At 73.3% G+C, this 19,270-nt stretch carries 17 protein-coding genes, 1 pseudogene and 1 riboswitch; of the genes and pseudogenes, 12 read left to right on the top strand and 6 right to left on the bottom strand.

Features of this window, described 5'->3' with window-relative positions; genetic code table 11:
• Position 1: 1 nt before the first annotated feature.
• From OG978_RS13050 to OG978_RS13070, 5 genes are read left to right on the top strand one after another with little or no spacing between them, the layout of a single operon-like run.
• Entirely contained in the window at positions 2 to 793 is a 792-nt protein-coding gene (locus OG978_RS13050) for an ABC transporter ATP-binding protein (protein ID WP_326765390.1), read from the top strand.
• Positions 790 to 1,536: an ABC transporter ATP-binding protein gene (locus tag OG978_RS13055; protein ID WP_326765391.1), complete on the top strand. Its 747-nt coding sequence runs from the start codon at positions 790 to 792 to the stop codon at positions 1,534 to 1,536. Before OG978_RS13050 ends, OG978_RS13055 begins: the two co-directional genes overlap by 4 nt.
• Positions 1,536 to 2,423, top strand: coding sequence for a branched-chain amino acid ABC transporter permease (locus OG978_RS13060; protein ID WP_326765392.1), 888 nt, complete (start codon positions 1,536 to 1,538; stop codon positions 2,421 to 2,423). Before OG978_RS13055 ends, OG978_RS13060 begins: the two co-directional genes overlap by 1 nt.
• On the top strand, positions 2,420 to 3,574 hold the full coding sequence (locus tag OG978_RS13065) for a branched-chain amino acid ABC transporter permease (protein WP_442817679.1): 1,155 nt from the start codon (positions 2,420 to 2,422) through the stop codon (positions 3,572 to 3,574). Before OG978_RS13060 ends, OG978_RS13065 begins: the two co-directional genes overlap by 4 nt.
• Positions 3,571 to 4,455, top strand: coding sequence for an alpha/beta hydrolase (locus OG978_RS13070; protein ID WP_326765393.1), 885 nt, complete (start codon positions 3,571 to 3,573; stop codon positions 4,453 to 4,455). Before OG978_RS13065 ends, OG978_RS13070 begins: the two co-directional genes overlap by 4 nt.
• 34 nt (positions 4,456 to 4,489) lie before the next feature.
• Here OG978_RS13070 and OG978_RS13075 read toward each other — a convergent pair whose 3' ends face one another.
• The 3 genes and pseudogenes from OG978_RS13075 to OG978_RS13085 all read right to left on the bottom strand — a co-directional run.
• The gene (locus OG978_RS13075) at positions 4,490 to 6,466 is read right to left on the bottom strand and encodes a helix-turn-helix domain-containing protein (RefSeq protein ID WP_326765394.1); all 1,977 of its coding nucleotides are present in this window, start codon (positions 6,464 to 6,466) and stop codon (positions 4,490 to 4,492) included.
• Positions 6,467 to 6,495: 29 nt separating this feature from the next.
• Positions 6,496 to 7,302, bottom strand: a complete 807-nt coding sequence (locus tag OG978_RS13080) for a 3-hydroxybutyrate dehydrogenase (protein ID WP_326765395.1) — start codon at positions 7,300 to 7,302, stop codon at positions 6,496 to 6,498.
• A 107-nt stretch (positions 7,303 to 7,409) separates the two neighbouring features.
• A pseudogene (locus OG978_RS13085) lies at positions 7,410 to 7,625 on the bottom strand (aldo/keto reductase); the annotation flags it as partial.
• Positions 7,626 to 7,980: 355 nt separating this feature from the next.
• Between OG978_RS13085 and OG978_RS13090 the strand changes: the two are divergent.
• Positions 7,981 to 9,447, top strand: a complete 1,467-nt coding sequence (locus tag OG978_RS13090; RefSeq protein WP_326765396.1) for an extracellular catalytic domain type 1 short-chain-length polyhydroxyalkanoate depolymerase — start codon at positions 7,981 to 7,983, stop codon at positions 9,445 to 9,447.
• Between the two features lie 30 nt (positions 9,448 to 9,477).
• Here the strand turns inward: OG978_RS13090 and OG978_RS13095 are convergent, their stop codons facing one another.
• Both OG978_RS13095 and OG978_RS13100 read right to left on the bottom strand, forming a co-directional pair.
• Complete coding sequence (locus tag OG978_RS13095) at positions 9,478 to 9,711, bottom strand: ferredoxin (RefSeq protein ID WP_326765397.1); 234 nt, start codon at positions 9,709 to 9,711, stop codon at positions 9,478 to 9,480.
• The gene (locus OG978_RS13100) at positions 9,711 to 11,171 is read right to left on the bottom strand and encodes an aldehyde dehydrogenase (RefSeq protein ID WP_326765398.1); all 1,461 of its coding nucleotides are present in this window, start codon (positions 11,169 to 11,171) and stop codon (positions 9,711 to 9,713) included. The genes OG978_RS13095 and OG978_RS13100 overlap by 1 nt, the downstream gene beginning before the upstream one ends.
• Before the next feature lie 225 nt (positions 11,172 to 11,396).
• Here OG978_RS13100 and OG978_RS13105 point away from each other — a divergent pair, with 225 nt between their 5' ends.
• The gene (locus OG978_RS13105; RefSeq protein WP_326765399.1) at positions 11,397 to 12,437 is read left to right on the top strand and encodes an MBL fold metallo-hydrolase; all 1,041 of its coding nucleotides are present in this window, start codon (positions 11,397 to 11,399) and stop codon (positions 12,435 to 12,437) included.
• 61 nt (positions 12,438 to 12,498) lie between these two features.
• Here the strand turns inward: OG978_RS13105 and OG978_RS13110 are convergent, their stop codons facing one another.
• Positions 12,499 to 13,068: a DinB family protein gene (locus tag OG978_RS13110; protein ID WP_326765400.1), complete on the bottom strand. Its 570-nt coding sequence runs from the start codon at positions 13,066 to 13,068 to the stop codon at positions 12,499 to 12,501.
• 81 nt (positions 13,069 to 13,149) lie between these two features.
• A riboswitch (cobalamin riboswitch) is annotated at positions 13,150 to 13,284 on the top strand.
• A 109-nt stretch (positions 13,285 to 13,393) separates the two neighbouring features.
• On the opposite strand from OG978_RS13110, the gene OG978_RS13115 reads away from it, so the two are divergent.
• From OG978_RS13115 to OG978_RS13135, 5 genes are read left to right on the top strand one after another with little or no spacing between them, the layout of a single operon-like run.
• Positions 13,394 to 14,668, top strand: a complete 1,275-nt coding sequence (locus OG978_RS13115) for a prenyltransferase/squalene oxidase repeat-containing protein (protein WP_326765401.1) — start codon at positions 13,394 to 13,396, stop codon at positions 14,666 to 14,668.
• Complete coding sequence (locus tag OG978_RS13120; protein ID WP_326765402.1) at positions 14,665 to 15,342, top strand: SCO2322 family protein; 678 nt, start codon at positions 14,665 to 14,667, stop codon at positions 15,340 to 15,342. The genes OG978_RS13115 and OG978_RS13120 overlap by 4 nt, the downstream gene beginning before the upstream one ends.
• Positions 15,339 to 16,496 (top strand): energy-coupling factor transporter transmembrane component T, encoded by a 1,158-nt coding sequence (locus OG978_RS13125; RefSeq protein ID WP_326765403.1) that lies wholly within the window; start codon positions 15,339 to 15,341, stop codon positions 16,494 to 16,496. Before OG978_RS13120 ends, OG978_RS13125 begins: the two co-directional genes overlap by 4 nt.
• Positions 16,493 to 18,208: an ABC transporter ATP-binding protein gene (locus OG978_RS13130; RefSeq protein WP_326765404.1), complete on the top strand. Its 1,716-nt coding sequence runs from the start codon at positions 16,493 to 16,495 to the stop codon at positions 18,206 to 18,208. Before OG978_RS13125 ends, OG978_RS13130 begins: the two co-directional genes overlap by 4 nt.
• Positions 18,160 to 19,023 (top strand): ECF transporter S component, encoded by an 864-nt coding sequence (locus OG978_RS13135; RefSeq protein WP_442817680.1) that lies wholly within the window; start codon positions 18,160 to 18,162, stop codon positions 19,021 to 19,023. The genes OG978_RS13130 and OG978_RS13135 overlap by 49 nt, the downstream gene beginning before the upstream one ends.
• Positions 19,024 to 19,270 lie beyond the last annotated feature (247 nt).

Below are 19,270 nucleotides of genomic sequence, written 5' to 3' on the forward strand. Positions count from 1 at the left end.
GATGGCCGTACCGGACATCACCGCGGGGCGCGCGGCCGGGGCGCGGAGCACCACCCCGGTGCTCCGACTGACCGGGCTCGGCTGGGGCGTCGGCGGGGCGACGATCGTCGAGGACGTCACACTGAGCGTCCACGAGGGCGAGTTCCTGGCCTTCATCGGCCCCAACGGGGCGGGCAAGACCTCCCTGTTCAACCTGATCAGCGGGCTGACCACGGCCACGTCCGGCACCATCGCACTGGACGGCACGGACATGACGGCCAGCCCCGCGCACGCGCGGGCACGGCGCGGCATCGGCCGCACCTTCCAGACGTCCAGCCTCTGGCCGGCCATGAGCGTGGCCGACCACGTCCGGCTGGCCGCCCAGGCGGCCCGGGGCGGCTCCTACCGGCTGTGGCGGCGGGCGCCCCGGTACACCGCCGAGGTGGACGGCGTACTGGAACGCACCGGTCTCGGCCACCGGGCACGGGCGACGGCGGCCGAACTGTCGCACGGCGAGAAGCGGAAGCTGGAGCTCGCGGTGCTGCTGGTGGGCGAGCCGCGCCTCATGCTGCTCGACGAGCCGATGGCCGGGGTGAGTGCGGAGGAGGTCCCCGCGCTGACCGAACTGATCCGCACCCTGCACCGGGACGAGGGCCGCACCGTGCTGATGGTCGAGCACCACATGGACGTCCTGCTGGGGCTGGCCGACCGGCTCGCCGTGATGCACCACGGAAGGCTGCTGGCGCTGGACACCCCCGAGGCAGTGACCGCCGACCCGACCGTCCAGCAGGCCTATCTCGGGGAGGGGCTGTGACCACCGGGACCCTGCTCGCCGTACGGGACCTGCGGGTCCTGATCGGCGGGCGGCACATCCTGCACGGCGTCGACCTGGACGTCGCCCGGCACGGAGTGACCGCGCTCCTCGGCCGCAACGGTGCCGGGAAGACCACGACCGTACGCGGCGTGCTCGGCCTCGTCCCGCGCACCGGCAGCGTACGGCTGGACGGCGAGGAGACCGTGTCGATGCCCACCCACACCGTGGTGCGGCTGGGCATCGGGTACGCGCCCGAGGACCGCGGCATCTTCGCCGGGCTGACCGTCGCGGAGAACCTGCGGCTGGCCGAGCGGCGCGGCGCGGGCGAGCCCGCGTACGGACTCGTCCATGAGCTGTTCCCCGAACTGAAGCGCCGGGAGCGGCAGTTGGCCGGAACGCTGTCCGGCGGGCAGCAGCAGATGGTGGCGATCGGCCGCACCCTGCTCAACGGCAACCGGCTGATCATCGCCGACGAACCCACCAAGGGCCTGGCGCCCAAGGTGGTCACCGAGGTCGCCCAGGTGCTGGAGCGGGCCGCCGAGGCGGTGCCGGTGCTGCTCGTGGAGCAGAACCTCGCCGTCGTGCGGCGCCTGGCCCGGCACTGTGCGGTGCTCGCCGACGGCCGGACGGCCCACCAGGGGCCGGCCGCCGAACTGCTGGGCGACGCGGAGACGGCACGCCGGCTGCTGGGCGTCGGACACGGCCCGGCCACCGAAGCACCTTCCGTGGAGGCGGATTCCTGATGTCCACCGTCGTTCTGCTCACCATGACCGGACTCGGTCTGGGAGCCCTTTACTTCCTGATCGCATCGGGACTCTCACTGATCTTCGGCCTGATGGACGTGCTCAACTTCGCGCACGGGGCGCTGCTGTCCATCGGCGCGTACGGCACCTGGTGGGCGGCCTCCGGCAATCTGCCCGGCGCCGGTCCGGGCGGGGCGGGCTTCGCCCTCGCGGTCCTGTTCGGTACGGCGGTGGGCACCGCGGCCGCCGTGCTGCTGGAACTCGCCGTCGTCCGGCCGCTGTACACCCGGCCGCGCGAGCAGGTGCTCGCCACGGTCGGGGTGGGGCTCGCCGTCCCGGCCCTGCTGTCGGGCATCTGGGGTTCGGACGCCCGTACCTTCCCGGGTCCGAAGGCGCTGTCCGGCACCTTCGGACTGTTCGGCGCCCAGGTGCCGGTCAACCGGCTGGTGCTGGTCGCGGCCGCGGTCGTCGTGCTCGTGGCGCTGCGGCTCTTCCTCGGCCGCACCCGGCACGGTCTGGTCGTACGGGCCGGGGTCGAGGACCGGGCGATGGTCACCGCACTCGGCATCGATGTGCGGAAGGCGTTCACCCTCGTCTTCGCGATCGGCGGCTGCGTGGCCGCACTCGGCGGGGCGCTCGGCGGCCTGTACTTCGGCTCGGTCGACCCGCGTCAGGGCACCTCGCTGCTGATCTTCGCGTTCGTCGTGGTGGTCACCGGGGGCATGGGGTCGGTGAGCGGCGCCGCCGTGGCGTCCGTCGTCATCGGCCTGGTCCAGCAGTTCGCCAACTACTACACCGCAGCGGGCCTCGGCGACCTGGCCGTCGTCGTCCTGCTCGCCGCGCTGCTGCTCGTACGGCCGCGCGGACTGACCGGGAGGCTCGCGTGAGCACCGCCACCGAGACACACCACCGCGCCGGCGAGGAACACCCGGCCGCGCAGGCCCCCGGGAACACCGCCCGGCTGCTGCGCCGCTGGTGGCCCGCCGCCGCACTGCTGGCCCTGGCCCTCGCCCCCTTCAGCGCGCTGCCGCTGCCGGGGCTCCTGGACGGTCCGCTGGGCAGCCCGGGAAGTCTCCAACTCCTCGCCACCTGCCTGCTGTTCGGCGCGCTGGCGACCGGATACGACCTGCTGCTCGGCCGTACCGGGCTGCTCTCCTTCGGGCATGCGCTCTACTTCGCGGCGGGCAGCTACGCCACGAACATGTTCCTGCTGGAGGCGGGCCTCCCGTTCGCCGTGTCCGCCCTCCTCGGCGTCTGCTGCGGGATCGTGCTCGCACTGGTCCTGGGGTCGGTGAGCCTGCGGGTCACCGGCATCGGCTTCTCCATGGTGACGCTGGCGTTCGCCCAGGCCGGATCGATCCTGGTCTCCCGCAACCCCGGCGGTCTGACCGGCGGCGAGGAGGGCCGGGCCGCCCCCGCCGACCTGCTGCCGTCCGGGCTGGTCGGCATCGAGAACACCGCGAACCTCTACTGGCTGGCCCTCGCCTACCTCGTCCTGACGCTCGCCGTCGTCCACCGGGCGGTCAACTCCCCCACCGGGCGCGTCTGGGAGGGCATCAAGGAGAACGAACGCCGGGTGGAGGTGCTGGGGTTGAAGCCGTACGGGTTCAAGCTCACGGCCTTCGTCCTGGCGGGCGCCCTGGCCGCGCTCGGCGGTCTGGTGCACCTGCTGCTCACCGGCGGCTCGACCCCTCAGACGACCACCTCCGACTTCACCCTGTCCCTGCTCGTGATGGTGGTGCTGGGCGGATCCGGCACCCGGTGGGGCCCGATGGCCGGCGGCATCCTCTACACCTGGGCCGATCACCGGCTCGGCGACCTGGCCGGATCGGGCGCGGTCGCCGATCTGCCCGCAGTGCTGCGGGTGCCGCTCTCCCAGCCACTGTTCCTGCTCGGTGTGCTGTTCGTGGCCGTGGTACACCTGCTGCCCGGCGGCCTGGCCCGGCTGCCGTCCCGGCTGGCCGCGGTACGCCGCGGGCCCGCCGGCACCGAAACACCCACGGACAGGAAGTCCCGGAAGGAGAACGTGCGCCCGTGATCGCTTACGAAGAGGTACGAGTACCCGTGGCCGGGGGTGAGTTGGCGGTACTGCGGTGGCCGGCCCGGAAGCCCGGCGCGCCGGTCGTCGTCGCCCTGCACGGCATCACGGCCAACGCGCTGTCCTGGGGTCCGGTGGCGAGGCTGCTGGACGGACGCGTCACCCTGGTCGCGCCGGATCTGCGCGGCCGGGCCGGGAGTTCGGCGCTGCCGGGTCCGTACGGGATCGCCGCGCACGCCGACGACGCGGCCGCCGTGGCCGCGGCGCTGGGCACGGGCCGGGTGGTGCTGGCGGGCCATTCGATGGGCGCGTTCGTGGCGGCGCTGGCCGCCGTACGGCACCCCGAGCGGTTCGGGCCACTGCTGCTGGTCGACGGCGGCATCGGTTTCCCCGCCCCCACGCACCTCTCCCCGGACGAGCTGATGACCGCCGTGATCGGCCCGGCCATGGACCGGCTGTCGATGACCTTCCCCGACCGGGCCGCGTACCGCTCGTTCTGGCAGGCGCACCCCGCGTTCGCGGATGCCTGGTCGGACGAGGTGGACGCGTACATCCAGCGCGATCTGAGCGGGGACGAACCCGCCATGCGCTCCACCTGCCGGATCGAGGCGGTGCGCACCGACGGCATCGGCCTCTTCGACGAGGAGGTGCTGACGGCGGTACGGAAGCTGCCCGTTCCGGCGACGCTGCTGTGGGCGCAGCGCGGCCTGATGGACGAGGAGCAGGGCCTGTACGACGAGACCCGGCTGGCGGCGGCGGACCTCGGGGGTACGCGGGTGACGCCGGTGCCGGTCCGGGACGTCAACCACTACACGGTGCTGACGGGGGACGCGGGCGGCAAGGAGATCGCACGCCGCCTGTTGGACCTGTCCGGCGCCTGAGGACACCCACCGCCCAGGGCGGCCGGGGCAGCGCCTACCGCTCCCGGCCGCCCGTCAACAGATGCAGCCGCAGGGCGAGTTGGAGCTCCAGGGCTCGCCCCGGCTCGTTCCAGTCGCGCCCCAGCAGCACCTGCACCCGGTCCAGCCGCTGCACCACCGTGTTGACGTGCACGTGGAGTTCGTCCTTGGCGCGGACGAGACTGCCCCCGGATCCGAAGTAGGCGTCGAGGGTGCGCACCAGGTGCGTGCCGCGCTGCGCGTCGTACTCCAGCAGTGGCCCGAGCGTCGCCGATACGAAGCCGTCGACGTCCTGCGCGTTGCCCAGCACCACGCCCAGGAAGCCGAGTTCCTCGACGCAGGCCCCTTCCCCCGTGCGCCCGAGGACCCGCATCGCGCGCAGGCAGCGGGCGGCCTCCCCGTACGCGGCGGCCAGCTCCCTGGCGCCGCGCGCCGGGCCGGTGGCGGCGACGGTGACGGGGGTCTGGGCGAGCTGACCGAGCTGGGCGGCCGCCGCGCGTGCCGCGGCGCCCGCGGCCGGTCCGGGGCCATCGGCCTCCACCAGCAGCACCACGGCCCCGGCGTGTTCCGCGCTCACCCCGTGGATGCCGCCGCCGAACAGATAGCGCATCGCGGCGGGGGCCAGCCTCTCCCGGGCCCCGCCCTCGGCCACCAGCAGCAGATGCGGACGGTCGAGGTCGATGCCCAGGCGCCGGCCGCGTTCGGTGAGTCCGGCCGGGTCGCGGTCCGTGTCGGTCAGCAGGTCGGTGATCAGCTCACCGCGTATCCGGTTCTCGGTCTCGGCGACGGTGCGCCGCAGCAGCAGAAGCAGTCCGGTGACCACCGCGGCCCGCTCGAACAGCCGCCGGTCGGAGTCGTCGAGCTGCCCGCGCCGGTGCAGGACCAGTCCGGCCAGGAGTTCCCGCCCGGCGAGGACCGCGCAGATCCACCGGCCGTCGCGGTGCACGGCGCGGGCACCGGTACGGGATTCCTCGGCGGTCTCGGCCAGCCATCCGGCGTCCATGCCGTCGGCGGCGAAGTCCGCGCCGTCGGGCCGGACGGCCGCCAGGGGCCGCCCGCCCGGGTCGTGGATGGTCAGCCGGGAGTCCAGCAGCCCCGCGACCGCCGCCGCGACATCCTTGACGTCCCGGCCGCGCAGCACCAGGTCGGTCAGCCGGTCGTGGGACTCCTCGGCCCGCCGCATGGCCGCCGAGTGCGCCCGTACCGCCGCGTTGGCCTCCGCCAACTCTGCGTTCGCACCGGCCAGTTCGTCCAGCGCGGACCGGGTGTCGGCGAGGGCGCGGGCGGTGTCGATGGCGATCGCGGCATGCGCGGCGAGCGAGCAGAGCAGGGCGACCTCGTCGGGGCTGAAGACGCGGGGCGCCCGGTCGGCGGCGAAGAGGACGCCGATGACCTTTCCGGTCCCGCCGCGGCTGGAGCCGAGGAGCAGCGGCACGCCCAGGATGGCGACGAGCCCGTCGTCCAGCACCGCGGAGTCGATGTTGCGGGTGTGGTGGAAGCGGTCGTCGGTGCGGTAGTCGTGGGTGGCGTACGGGCTCGCGGTCTGCGCCACCAGCCCGCCGAGCCCTTCGCCCAGCTCCAGCCGGAGACGCTGGAAGGGCACCGACACCGACCCGTCGGTGACCCGCATGTAGGTGTCCCCCGCCTCCTCGTCGGGGAGGGTGAGATACGCGGTGTCCGTGCCGAGCAGCATCCTGGCCCGGCGGACGATCGCGTTCAGCACCTCGTCCAGGTCGCGGGAGGCGGCCAGGTCGCCCGCGGTGTCGAAGAGCGCGGTGAGCTGGAGCTCTCGGCGACGGTGCTGGCGCAGGGCGTCCCTGATCCGCAGGGCGGTGGCGGTGGCCCGCTCCACCTCCGCCAGATCGCCGGCGGGTATCCCGGCGGCACGCGCCTGCGAGGAGACGGCGCCCAGCGCCTCGGCGGGGGCGTCGTCGGCCAGCAGGTCGAGCAGGCGTCGCAGATGGGGCGCGGCGGAGGTGGACGGTTCAGACATGGGCGGCCGGCATTCGTAGGGGGCGGGGGTCAGTTGGCGGTCCAGCCGCCGTCCATGGAGAGCGAGGTTCCGGTGATGTGCCCGGTACGCGGCCCGCAGAGCCACAGCACGGCCTCGGCGACGTCGTCGGGTTCGATCAGCCGCTTGATCGCGCTGCGTTCCAGCATGACCCGGCCCACCACTTCCTCCTCGGAGATGCCGTGGGTACGGGCCTGGTCCGCGATCTGGTTCTCGACCAGAGGGGTGCGTACGTACCCGGGGCAGACGCAGTTGCTCGTCACCCCGTGCTCCGCCGCTTCGAGCGCGACCACCTTGCTGAGTCCCTCCAGTGCGTGTTTGGCCGTCACATAGGCCGATTTGTAGGGGCTGGCCCGCAGGCCGTGCACGGACGAGATGTTGACCACGCGCCCCCAGCCGCGTTCGTACATGCCCGGCAGGGTCCGGCGCAAGATGCGGAACGGGGTCTCCACCATGACGCGCTGGATCAGCGCGAAGCGGTCCGGCGGGAATTCGTGCACGGGCGCGACGTGTTGGAGCCCGGCGTTGTTGACCACGATGTCCGCGTCGGCGGGCAGGGTGTCCACCGTGTCGGGGACGGAGAGGTCGACCACCCACGCCGTCCCGCCGATCGCTTCCGCCAGGCTCTTCGCGGCGTCGGCGGCCTTGTCCACCACGTGCACACGGGCGCCGGCGGCCGCCAGGGCCTGGGCGCAGGCCCGCCCGATCCCGCTGGCGGCACCGGTCACCAGCGCGGTGCGGCCGGCGAGCGGTGGGTCCGCGGGCGGCGGGACGGTGAGCGGGGCGGGCCCGGGGTCCGGGCGCTGAGGAGTCTCCATGGCCGTCACCGTAAGGAGGCCGGGGCCCATGTCACACGGGGTCGGTGCACACACCGTCGTACGCCGGCATGGTGGCGGCGTACATGGGACGGTCCGGCGGCGGGCCGTCAGTGCGCCGCGTCGAGTGCCGCCCGCTGCTCCGCGGTCAGCTCCAGGTCCACCGCGGCCAGGCTCTCGTCCAGCTGTGCCACCGAGGAGGCGCCGACCAGCGGGACGAAGGGGATCTCGCCGCCGATGAGCCAGGCCAGGACCACCTGGTTGACGGTCGCCCCGGTCTCCTCGGCCACCGCCCGCAGCGCGGCCTGCCGGGCGCGGGTGCCCGGGTCGCGAACGAGGTCGCCTCGTCGGTGAGCGTGCCCATCAACATGGCGCCGAGGCTGAGCACACTCACCTCCCGGCGGGTGGCGGGGTCCGTGCCGATGGTGCGGTAGCGCATGGCGGGTCCTTTCCCAGCAGCCCGTCTCCGTGCGGGCGTTGACCGGGAGTCTGCATGTTGGAGTGCGCTCCGGGGCAAGGGCCTTCGGACGCGCAACGGCGGCGCCGCACACAGCCGGGAACGGGGAGTGTCCGCCGGGCCCATGGGCGCGACCGCCCCCGCCTCCTAGGGTCCGCCCCACAGCTCATGCCCGCACTGCCCGAAGAGCCGGAACGGCCCCACCCCCCACCCAGGAGGCACCCGTGCGCCCATCGATCCTGCGACGACTGCTGCGGCGCGTCGCCTCCACGGCCGCTCTCGCCCTCGTCGCGGCGACGCTCAGCACGACCGGAGCCGTACAGCCGGCCGCCGCTGCCGGTGGTCTGCAACAGGTCACCGGCTTCGGCTCGAACCCCGGCAACCTGCAGATGTACGAGTACGCCCCCGCCGCCCTGCCCGCGAACGCGCCGCTGGTCATCGCCCTGCACGGCTGTACGCAGACCGCGAACGACTACTACACGGCCTCGGGCTGGCCGAAGTACGCCGATCTGTGGGGCTTCGCCGTGGTCTTCCCGCAGACCACGTCAGCCAACAACGCCCTGTCCTGCTTCGGCTGGTTCGACCCGGCCGAGGACACCAGGGGCAGGGGCGAGGCCGCCTCGATCGTGCAGATGGTGGAGTACGCGAAGCAGCAGTACGGCTCGGACGGCCGCCGGGTGTACGTCACCGGCCTCTCGGCGGGCGGCGGCATGACGGCCGACCTGCTGGCCGCGTACCCGGACGTGTTCGCGGGCGGCTCCGTGGCCTCGGGCCTGCCCGCCCAGTGCGCGACGAGCCAGGCGGGCGCGTCCGGCTGCCAGACGGGCCCGCAGAAGCTGACGCCCGCGCAGTGGGGCGACAAGGTGCGCGGCGCCCATCCCGGGTACTCGGGGCCCTGGCCCCGGGTGGCGATCTGGCAGGGCACCTCCGACTACACCGTGTACCCCGCCAACGCCACGGCCCTGCGCGACCAGTGGACGGACGTCTGGGGCATCGGCCAGACCCCGTCGGCCACGGACACCCTCCCCGGCAACACGACCCGCAGCGTGTACGACGACACCTCGGGAAATCCCGCGGTGGCCACGTACTCCGTCGCCGGCATGGGCCACGGCCTCGCCGTGAGCCCCGGCTCGGGCACCGAGCAGTGCGGGAGCACGGCCGCGTACTTCCTGAACGCGATCTGCTCGACGTACTACACGGGCGTCTTCTGGGGCCTGGACCGGGACGTTCCCGGCGGCGACCAACTCCCCGCCCCTTCCGGCCTGCACGTCACGGGCGTCACGGCGGACAGTGCCTCGCTGTCCTGGGACGCGGTCCCGGGCGCGGCCTCGTACGCGGTGCACCGCAACGGTACGAAGGTCGCCGCCACCGCCTCCACGACGTACACGGACCCGGGTCTCACCGCCGGCACGGCGTACCGCTACACGGTGGCGGCGATCGACGGATCGGGCACGCCCGGCACCGCCTCGCCCCAGGTGACGGCGACCACGACCGGCGGCACACCGGCGCAGTGCTTCACCGCGACCAACTACGCGCACGTGACGGCGGGCCGGGCCCGCACCGCGGGCGGTTCCGTGTACGCCAACGGCTCGAACGAGAACATGGGCCTGTACAACGTCTTCGTCACCCACACCCTGAAGGAGTCACCTGCGGGGTACTTCGTGATCGCGGACAGCGGCTGCACGGCCTGAGCAGTGTCCGGCGCGGTCGGGTCTTCCCGCCTACTCCTCGGGCGGGAAGACGACCTCCCCCGAGTCGGTCAGCGTGATCGTGATCGCCTCGACCGGGCACCCCTCAGCGGCCGCGAGGACCTTCTCGTCGGCGTCGGTCTCCGGGGCCGACGGGCGGGACTGCCGGGCGGAGTCCAGCGCGAATCGTCCCGGCGCGTGGTTCAGGCACATCCCGGAGCCGATGCAGATGCGCCGGTCGACCTCGACGGCCCAGCGGTCCCCCATCACGCCCCCTCGTATCCGGCCGGCAGGTGGATCATCTTGTGCTCGAAGTACTCGCCGTACCCCTCGGGCCCGAACTCCCGGCCCAGGCCGGAGTTCTTGTACCCGCCGAACGGGCCGAGCATGTCGAGGCTGAAGGTGTTCACGCTGTACGTGCCGGTCCTGACCCGGCGGGCGATGTCGATGCCGCGTTCGGTGTCGGCGGTCCAGACGCTGCCGCTGAGCCCGTAGTCCGAGTCGTTGGCGATCCGTACGGCCTCGTCCTCGTCGCCGTACGGCAGAAGGCAGATGACGGGGCCGAAGATCTCCTCGCGGGCGATGCGCATGGAGTTGTCGACGTCCCCGAAGAGGGTCGGCTCGACGTACCAGCCCCGTTCCTGGGACGCCGGACGGCCGCCGCCGGTGAGGATCTTGGCGCCTTCGTCCTGCCCGATCCGGATGTAGTCGAGCGAGCGCCGCTGCTGGCGCTGCGCGACGAGGGGACCGAGTTCGGTGGCGGGGTCGAGCGGGTCGCCGACCTTCAGCGCACCCGCCGCGGCGGCGAACGCCTCGGCCGTCTCGTCGTAGCGGGAGCGCGGGACGAGGATGCGGGTCTGGGCCACGCATGCCTGGCCGTTGATCATCCAGGCGAAGGGGACGATGCCCGCGACGGCGGCGTCCAGATCGGCGTCGGGCAGGATCACGGCGGCGGACTTTCCGCCCAACTCCAGGGTGACGCGGGTGAGGTTGCGGGATGCGACCTCCATCACCCGGCGCCCGGCGGCCACGGACCCGGTGAAAGAGACCTTGTCGACGCCGGGATGCCCGACCAGGTACTCGCTGACCTCGCGGTCGGCCGGAAGGATCGACAGCACTCCCTCCGGCAGTCCGGCCTCGGCGGCGATCTCGGCCAGGATGTAGGCGTCCAGCGGGGATTCGGGCGAGACCTTGAGCACGGCGGAGCAGCCGGCCAGCAGCGCGGGCGCGAGCTTGGCGGCGGCGGTGAACTGCGGAACGTTCCACGGCACCACGGCCGCGACCACCCCGACCGGCTCCCGGCGCACCAGCAATGGCCCGAGCGCCCCGGCCCGCCGTTCCTCGTACGGGAATTCGCGGGCGACGGTGATCGCCGCGTCCCACACCATCATCGCGGCGAGCGCCTGCACCATGACGCTCGATGTGTACGGGGTGCCGTTCTCCGAGCTGATGACCCGGGCGATCTCCTCGTACCGCACGGCGAACCCGTCCTTGATCCGGGTGACCACCGCGATCCGCTCGTCCAGGCTCGTCCGCGCCCAGGGCCCCTCGTCGAACGCCCGCCGCCCGGCGGCGACGGCCCGGTCCACATCCGCCTCGCAGGCGTGCGGCACCCGGCCGATGACCTGTTCGGTGTGCGGCGAGACGACCTCGATCGTGTCCCGGCCCAGCGGATCGACCAACTCCCCGCCGATGAACAGTTTTCCGTGTTCGACAAGCTCGGTCATGGCTGCTGCCTCCCGCGGCCCGGTGCGTTACCCGACTCGGTATCTGACTCTGTGTCAGAACTGATACCAGTTCCAGTTCCAGGAGTCCACGGCCACGACGGCACCCCTGACGAGATGGTCGACCAGGGCTACTACTGGAACAAGTTCTCGTTACAGTGGGCGCGATGCACCCACAGCGGGCGCGACGGATCGCAGCCGCACGTCGCCGAGAGAGATGGGGACCTCATGACGCAGGTGACCGACCACGGCGGGGGCGTGCACAGCATCAAGGTGCCCATCCCGGACAATCCGCTCGGCCATACCCTCGTGCACGTCCTGGACACCGACCGGGGGCCGGTCCTGATCGACACCGGGTGGGACGATCCCGAGGCGTGGGACACGCTCGGGTCCGGGCTCGCCGCTGTCGGTACGGAGATGGCCGACATCCACGGGGTGGTCATCACCCACCACCACCCCGACCACCACGGGCTCTCCGGGCAGGTACGCGAGGCCTCGGGGGCCTGGATCGCCATGCATGCGGCGGACACCGCGATCGTGCGACGTACCCGGGAGTCCCGGCCCGGCACCTGGCTGACGTATCTCGCGGCCAAGCTCACCGCGGTCGGCGCGCCCGAGGAGCACCTCGCGCCGTTGCGGGCCGCCGCGGCCGGCGGGGGGCGGACGCGGACCCTGCCGGGGTTGCGGGCCGCGCTTCCGGACCGGGAGATCGTGCCCGGTGAGCTGCTCGGTCTGGCGGGGCGCAGGCTGCGTGCGATCTGGACGCCGGGGCACACGCCGGGGCATGTGTGCCTGCACCTGGAGGAGGAGCATCCGGGGAATCTGCCGGGCCGGGGCCGGCTCTTCTCGGGGGATCACCTGCTGCCGGGGATCAGTCCGCACATCGGGCTGTACGAGGGCCCGGACGATGCGACGGTCACCGATCCGCTCGGCGACTACCTCGACTCGCTGGAGCGCATCGGCCGGCTCGGGGCCGCCGAGGTGCTGCCCGCCCATCAGTACGCCTTCACCGATGCGGCGGGACGCGTACGGGAACTCCTCGGCCATCACGAGGAGCGGCTGACCGGGCTGCTGGGGCTGCTGGCCCAGCCGCTGACGCCGTGGGAGCTGGCCGAGCGGATGGAGTGGAACCGGCCCTGGGAACAGATCCCGCACGGTTCCCGGAACATCGCCGTCTCGGAGGCGGAGGCGCATCTGCGGCGGCTGGTGAAGCTCGGGCGCGCGGAGGCGGTGACGGGAAGCGAGCCGGTGACGTACATCGCGGTGTGAGTGCGAGTACGAGGTGGGGCGGGCCGCCCCACCTCGCACTGTTCACCTCACCGGCCGGGCCTCACTGGCCCACCCGTCCGTCGATGCACTCGCGCAGCAGGTCGGCCTGCCCGCAGTGACGGGCGTACTCCTCGATCCTGTGCACCAGCAGCTCCCGGACGGAGATCTTGTCCTTCCCCAGCCGCTCGCCCAGGTCCAGGTGCCCGGCCAGCGCGGCGTCGGTCGCGGCCTGCTCGCGCTCCAGATCGGCGTACGCGGCGTCGACCACGGCCTGATCGGCGACGGCTCCGTCGAAGTCCCCGTCACGCTTGCCGTACAGCTTCGGCAGCGGTTCACCGTCGGTGATCCAGTTGCGCCAGTCCCGTTCCACCTCGGCGAGGTGGCGGAGGAGGCCGAGCAGCGACATCGTCGACGGCGGGACCGACCGGCGGGCCAGCTGCTCCGCGTCCAGGCCGTCGCACTTCATCCGCAGGGTCAGCCGGTAGTCGGTCAGGAAGTCCTGGAGCGTCGGGAGCTCACCGTCCGGACTGTCACCGTCCTTGTTGCGGGGGTCGTCGTCCGGGTCCGCCCACATGTCGGGGTAGACGGTCGCCTGGCTCCAGCGTGCGGGTTGATCACTCATGCGGGACATGGTCGCCCGTTCGGGGCCGGACTCGCCAGTGGGTTTCCCGAGTTGTCGGCGAGCCGAAGCCGCCCAGGGCCCGGCCGGGCCCGCCCGGTAGAGTGTGCGGGTCGTCATCATGCCCGTTCAGGGGGAAGCCGGTGCGAATCCGGCACTGACCACGCAGCCGTGAGCCGTCGTCGCAGACGGTGAGTCGGAATGCCCTGTCCGCGGTCGTGACCGGCTCGGACCACCGGACCCCCGGTGGTCGGCACCGTCGAGGTATACGGAGCCGGAGCCTGGTGCCTGAGCGTGCCTGTGCCCGGTTCACCCCGCAGGAGAGGCCCCGCCAGCCATGACCGTACGTCGCAGCGCAGCAACGCTCGCCGCCACCGCCGCCGTGCTCTGCGCGACCGCTGCGCCGGTCGCGGTCGCAGCGCCGTCCCCCTCGCCCTCGCCGTCCGTCGCACTGCCTGCCGGGCTGTACGGCACGAAGGACCCCACCTACGACGGGGTGTGGCGGCAGTCGCTGTCCTTCCTCGCCCAGCGGCTCGAAGGGGTCACACCGGCCACGAAGTCGGTGGACTGGCTGATCTCCCAGCAGTGCGCCAACGGCGCCTACGCCGCGTTCCGGGCCGATGCCTCCAAGCCGTGCGACGCGAAGACGGTGCTGGACACCAATGCCACCGCGGCCGCCACCCAGGCGCTGGTCGAGGTCGGCGGGCACCGGGAGATCGTGAACAACTCGGTGCGCTGGCTGAAGTCCGTGCAGAACGAGGACGGCGGCTGGGGCTACACCGCGGGCGCGCCCAGCGATGCCAACTCCACCTCCCTGGTGATCGGCGCCCTCGCCCGGCAGGGGCAGCGGCTCGCGGACATCACGACCCCCGGCGGCAAGACCCCGTACGACCCGCTGCTCGCGCTCGCGATCCCGTGCGGCGGCAAGGACGGCGGCGCCTTCGCCTACCAGCCGGACAAGAAGGGGAAGCTCGCCGCGAACGGGGACGCCACCGCGGCCGCCGTGCTCGGCACGATGGGCAAGGCGATCGCCGTCGGGAACAACGCCGCGGGCAAGGCGCCCCGCTGCCGGACCGGCTCCGGTCTCACGCCCGAGCAGGCCGCCCAGAACGGCGCCCACTACCTCACCGGCGCCCTCGCGGGGAGCGGCCACCTGAACCTGGCGCCGATGCCGGGTGCCACCGACACGAGCCCGCAGCCCGACTTCGGCAACACCGCGGACGCGGTCGTCGCGCTGTCCGCGGCCGGCCACCAGGACAAGGCGGCCGGGGCGATCGACTGGCTGAAGAAGAACTCCGCGGAGTGGGCCGCCCAGAGCGGTCCCGCCGCCTACGCCCAGCTGATCCTGGCCGCCCACGCCACCGGCAACAACGCCCGGGACTTCGGCGGCGACGACCTGGTCGCCCGGCTGAACGCGGCCGGCCCCGCGCCCGCCGCCGTCGTGACGCCCGACCCGTCCGCCGACACCGGGTACGAGGCCACGGAGAAGGACCAGGTCCACAGCGGCGACGACGTGATCGGGGGCGTGTGGTGGTACATAGGCATCGGCCTCGTCCTAGCTGCGATCGCGTTCTTCCTGATCAGCGGCCGCCGGAAGAACAGGCAGCCGTGAGGCGCGCGGGAAGGGCCACCGCGCTGCTGGTGGTCCTGGGCGCCGTCCTGGCCGTGCTCGGCGCGGGACCGGCCCAGGCGGCCGGGTACCGGTACTGGTCGTTCTGGGAGAGCTCGGGCTCCGACTGGACGTACGCCACCCAGGGCCCGTCCCTGGTCCGGCCGGACGACGGGGCGGTGCAGGGCTTCCGGTTCTCGGTGAGCGAGGACTCCCAGGACTCGGCGAAGCCCCGCCGCGCCCCCGAATTCACGAAGATCTGCGCGGACACCCCGGCCAAGGACGGCACCAAGCGGATCGCGCTCGTCATCGACCCGGGCACGGCCTCGGACGCCCCCGTGGGTGAGACTCCGCCCGCCCTGCGCACCGCGTGCGCGCAGGTCGGCCCCGACGCGAGCGCCGCGGAGGCGCTCGCCGCGGTGGCCAAACCCTTGCGGTACAGCAGCGACGCAATGCTCTGCGCGATCACCGGCTACCCGGACTCGGGCTGCGGCGAACAGGTCTCCGGCGACGGACACGGCACACCTGCCGCGTCCGAGTCCGCCTCCGCGGCACCCGCCGAGTCCGCCGCCTCCTCCGGCTCCGGCGGCCCCTCCGCCGGGGTGCTCGTCGGTGTCGGCGCCGTTCTCCTCCTCGGCATCGCCGCAGTCGTGCAGGCCCGCCGCCGCCGCGGATGACCGCCCCGACCAGCTCCACGGTCCTGGCGCGCCGCCGTCCGCTGCGCGCCCCCGAGGCGACCCGGAGCAACGCCCTGCCCGCCGGGGCCTGGTGGCTGTGGGCGCTCGGCCTCGCCACCGCCGCGTCCCGGACCACCAACCCACTGCTGCTCGGACTGCTGGTGGGGGTGGCCGGTTACGTCGTGGCGGCGCGCCGCACGGACGCGCCGTGGGCCCGTTCGTACGGGGCGTTCATCAGGATCGGGCTGTTCGTCATCGGTGTGCGGCTGGTCTTCTCCGTCTTTCTCGGTTCGCCGATCCCCGGTACACACCTGGTGTTCACGCTCCCGGAAGTGCCGCTGCCCGACTGGGCGAAGGGGGTCAGGATCGGTGGCCGGGTCACCGCCGAGCAACTGCTCTTCGCGCTGTACGACGGGGCGAAGCTGGCCACCCTGCTGATCTGCGTCGGTGCGGCGAACTCGCTCGCCAACCCGGCCCGGCTGCTGAAGTCGCTGCCGGGTGCGCTGTACGAGGCGGGGGTCGCCGTCGTCGTCGCGATGACGTTCGCGCCGAACATGGTCGCCGATGTGATGCGGCTGCGCACCGCACGACGGCTGCGGGGCCGTCCGACCGGCGGCATCAAAGCGGTCCTCCAGATCGGACTGCCGGTCCTGGAGGGCGCGTTGGAGCGGTCGGTCGCGGTGGCGGCGTCGATGGACGCGCGCGGCTACGGGCGTACCGCCCAGGTCCCGCCCGCCGTCCGGCACACCACGAACGTCCTCACGCTCGGCGGGCTGCTCGGGGTGTGCGCCGGTACGTACGGTCTGCTGGCCGCGCAGGGCGGGGTGTACGGGCTGCCGCTGCTGATCGCCGGGCTCGTCGCCGCGATGGCCGGGCTGCGGCTCGGCGGCGCCCGTTCGGTCCGTACCCGCTACCGGCCCGACCGGTGGGGTGCGCGGGCCTGGCTGGTGGCCGGCTCGGGTGTCGCGGTGGCGGTGGCGATGATCTGGGCGGGCGGTGTCGACGGGGCGGCGCTGCACCCCGGGGTCGTGCCGCTGGTCGCCCCGGTGCTTCCGCTGTGGCCCGCGGCCGCGGTGCTGATCGGGCTGCTGCCCGCGGTGGTGGCGCCCATGCCGCCGTCGGCGGGCGCCCCGAATTCCAAGGAGATCCAGTGATCCGGTTCGAGCAGGTCTCGGTGCGGTACGAGGGGGCGGAGCGCGCCACCCTCTCCGGGGTCGATCTGACCGTCCCCGAGGGCGAGTTGGTGCTGCTCGTCGGTCCGTCCGGGGTCGGCAAGTCGACGCTGCTGGGTGCCGTTTCCGGTCTGGTGCCGCACTTCACCGGCGGCACGCTGAGCGGCCGGGTCACGGTCGACGGGCGCGACACCCGTACCCACAAACCGCGTGAACTCGCCGATCTGGTCGGCACGGTGGGCCAGGACCCGCTCTCCCACTTCGTCACCGACACGGTCGAGGACGAGCTGGCGTACGGCATGGAATCGCTGGGCCTGGCCCCCGACGTGATGCGGCGGCGGGTCGAGGAGACCCTGGACCTGCTGGGTCTCGCCGGGCTGCGCGACCGGCCGATCGCCACGCTCTCCGGCGGCCAGCAGCAGCGGGTCGCGATCGGTTCCGTCCTCACCCCGCACCCGAAGGTCCTGGTCCTGGACGAGCCGACGTCCGCGCTGGACCCGGCAGCGGCCGAGGAGGTCCTCGCCGTGCTGCAACGACTGGTGCACGACCTGGGTACGACGGTCCTGATGGCGGAGCACCGGCTGGAGCGGGTGGTGCAGTACGCGGACCAGGTCGTCCTGCTGCCGTCGCCGGGCGCCGCCCCGGTCATGGGCGCGCCGGCGGACGTCATGGCGGTCTCCCCGGTCCACCCGCCGGTTGTCGCGCTGGGCCGGCTCGCGGGGTGGGAGCCCCTGCCGCTCTCGGTCCGCGATGCCCGGCGCCGGGCGGCCGGCCTGCGCGAACGGCTCGCGTCGGTGCGGCCGCCCGCTCCGGAGCCGGTGGCCGCTCCCGCCCTGTCGCCCCTCGCCCCCTCCCCCGTACGGCGCGGCGCCCTGGCCCGGCTGCTGGGCCGCGGTGCGCAGGCCGCACCCGCCGCCCCGGAGCCCGTCGCCGACGCCACGGCCCGGGTCGAGCGGCTCGGTGTACGGCGCGGGCGCGTCGAGGCGCTGCGCCGGGTGACGCTCACCGTCGCCCCCGGCGAGACCGTCGCCCTGATGGGCCGCAACGGTGCGGGCAAGTCGACCCTGCTGGCCACACTCGTCGGGATGGTCGAACCCACCACCGGCACCGTCCTCGTCGGCGGCCGGACCCCGCACCGCACGCAGCCGCGCGAAATGGTGCGCCGGGTCGGGCTCGTACCGCAGGAACCACGCGATCTGCTGTACGCGGACACCGTCGCCGCCGAGTGCGCCGCGGCCGACAGCGACGCGGGCGCCGCCCCCGGCAGCTGCCGGGCCCTGGTCTCCGAGCTGCTGCCGGGCGTACCGGACGACACCCACCCCCGCGATCTCTCCGAGGGCCAGCGCCTCGCGCTCGCCCTGGCCGTCGTGCTCACCGCGCGGCCCCCGCTGCTGCTCCTGGACGAGCCGACCCGCGGCCTGGACTACGCGGCGAAGGCCCGGCTGGTCGGGGTGCTCCGGGGCCTCGCGGCCGACGGCCACGCGATCGTCCTGGCCACGCACGATGTGGAGCTCGCCGCCGAGCTGGCGCACCGGGTGGTGATCCTCGCCGACGGGGAGACCGTCGCGGACGGGGAGACCCGGCAGGTGGTGGTGTCGTCACCGGCGTTCGCCCCGCAGACCGCGAAGATCCTCGCCCCGCAGGAATGGCTGACCGTGTCACAGGTGCGCGCCGCGCTGGGAGAGCCGTCGTGAGCGGGCGCCGGGCGCGGCCGGTACGGCTCGGGCCGCGCGCGATCGCCGCGCTCGTCCTCGTCAGCGCGATCGGGGTGGGCTCGTTCGGCTGGCCGCTGCTGGCCGACCCCGGCGCCGGGCTGGCGCACTCCCAGGACGCGCCGTGGCTGTTCGCCGCGCTGCTGCCGCTGCTGGTCGGGGTGGTCGTCGCGATGATCGCGGACTCCGGTCTCGACGCGAAGGCGGTGGCGATGCTGGGGGTGCTGGCCGCGGTCGGCGCGGCGCTGCGCCCGCTGGGGGCGGGCACGGCGGGGCTGGAGCCGATGTTCTTCCTGATGGTGCTGAGCGGCCGGGTGCTCGGGCCCGGCTTCGGCTTCGTGCTCGGCTCGGTGACCATGTTCGCGTCCGCGCTGCTCACCGGCGGGGTGGGGCCGTGGATGCCGTTCCAGATGCTGTCGATGGGCTGGTTCGCGATGGGCGCGGGCCTGCTGCCGGGCCCGGACCGGCTGCGCGGGCGGGCCGAGCTGCTGATGCTGTCGGCGTACGGGTTCGTGGCGTCGTTCGCGTACGGCACGGTGATGAACCTGTACGGCTGGACAATGGTGCCCCCGGCCGGCTCGGGGGTCTCGTTCCACGCGGGCGATCCGCTGGCCGACAATCTGGTCCGCTTCCTCGCGTACTGCGCGGCCACCTCGCTCGGTTGGGACCTGGGCCGGGCGGTGCTCACCGCGGTACTCACCCTGGCCGTCGGCGGGGCGCTGCTGAAGGCGCTGCGCCGGGCCACCCGCCGCGCCAACTTCGAGGCCCAGGTCACATTTGACGTCCCCCGCGAGTGAGGGCTCCCACAGGACCTTGGTCCACCACTGTCGGGGGCAGTAGTCGGCCGTGAATCGTACGGCCCACTCGGCACCCCCTCCGACCTGGTCCTGGCCCCGGCACCGGCCCCAATTCGGTCACCCCGGTCCACTCGAATCACCCTGGTCACCCGCCCGAGCGAATAGGACACTTGATATCACTTGGCCAACTTAATTACCTGTTAGTCCATCTAGGCGCATTTGGCTTGCTCATCCATTCCCAGTGGCC

The sequence above is a fragment of the Streptomyces sp. NBC_01591 genome (assembly GCF_035918155.1).
Classification (GTDB): domain Bacteria; phylum Actinomycetota; class Actinomycetes; order Streptomycetales; family Streptomycetaceae; genus Streptomyces.

Excerpts from the sequence above, each read along its gene's own strand:
- OG978_RS13095 (WP_326765397.1), bottom strand. The coding sequence starts at position 9,711 with ATGGGGGACCGCTGGGCCGTCGAGGTCGACCGGCGCATCTGCATCGGC.
- OG978_RS13125 (WP_326765403.1), top strand. The coding sequence starts at position 15,339 with ATGACCGCCCCGACCAGCTCCACGGTCCTGGCGCGCCGCCGTCCGCTG.
- OG978_RS13060 (WP_326765392.1), top strand. The coding sequence starts at position 1,536 with ATGTCCACCGTCGTTCTGCTCACCATGACCGGACTCGGTCTGGGAGCC.
- OG978_RS13050 (WP_326765390.1), top strand. The coding sequence starts at position 2 with ATGGCCGTACCGGACATCACCGCGGGGCGCGCGGCCGGGGCGCGGAGC.
- OG978_RS13115 (WP_326765401.1), top strand. The coding sequence starts at position 13,394 with ATGACCGTACGTCGCAGCGCAGCAACGCTCGCCGCCACCGCCGCCGTG.
- OG978_RS13110 (WP_326765400.1), bottom strand. The coding sequence starts at position 13,068 with ATGTCCCGCATGAGTGATCAACCCGCACGCTGGAGCCAGGCGACCGTC.
- OG978_RS13105 (WP_326765399.1), top strand. The coding sequence starts at position 11,397 with ATGACGCAGGTGACCGACCACGGCGGGGGCGTGCACAGCATCAAGGTG.
- OG978_RS13135 (WP_442817680.1), top strand. The coding sequence starts at position 18,160 with ATGGCTGACCGTGTCACAGGTGCGCGCCGCGCTGGGAGAGCCGTCGTG.
- OG978_RS13075 (WP_326765394.1), bottom strand. The coding sequence starts at position 6,466 with ATGTCTGAACCGTCCACCTCCGCCGCGCCCCATCTGCGACGCCTGCTC.
- OG978_RS13100 (WP_326765398.1), bottom strand. The coding sequence starts at position 11,171 with ATGACCGAGCTTGTCGAACACGGAAAACTGTTCATCGGCGGGGAGTTG.
- OG978_RS13080 (WP_326765395.1), bottom strand. The coding sequence starts at position 7,302 with ATGGAGACTCCTCAGCGCCCGGACCCCGGGCCCGCCCCGCTCACCGTC.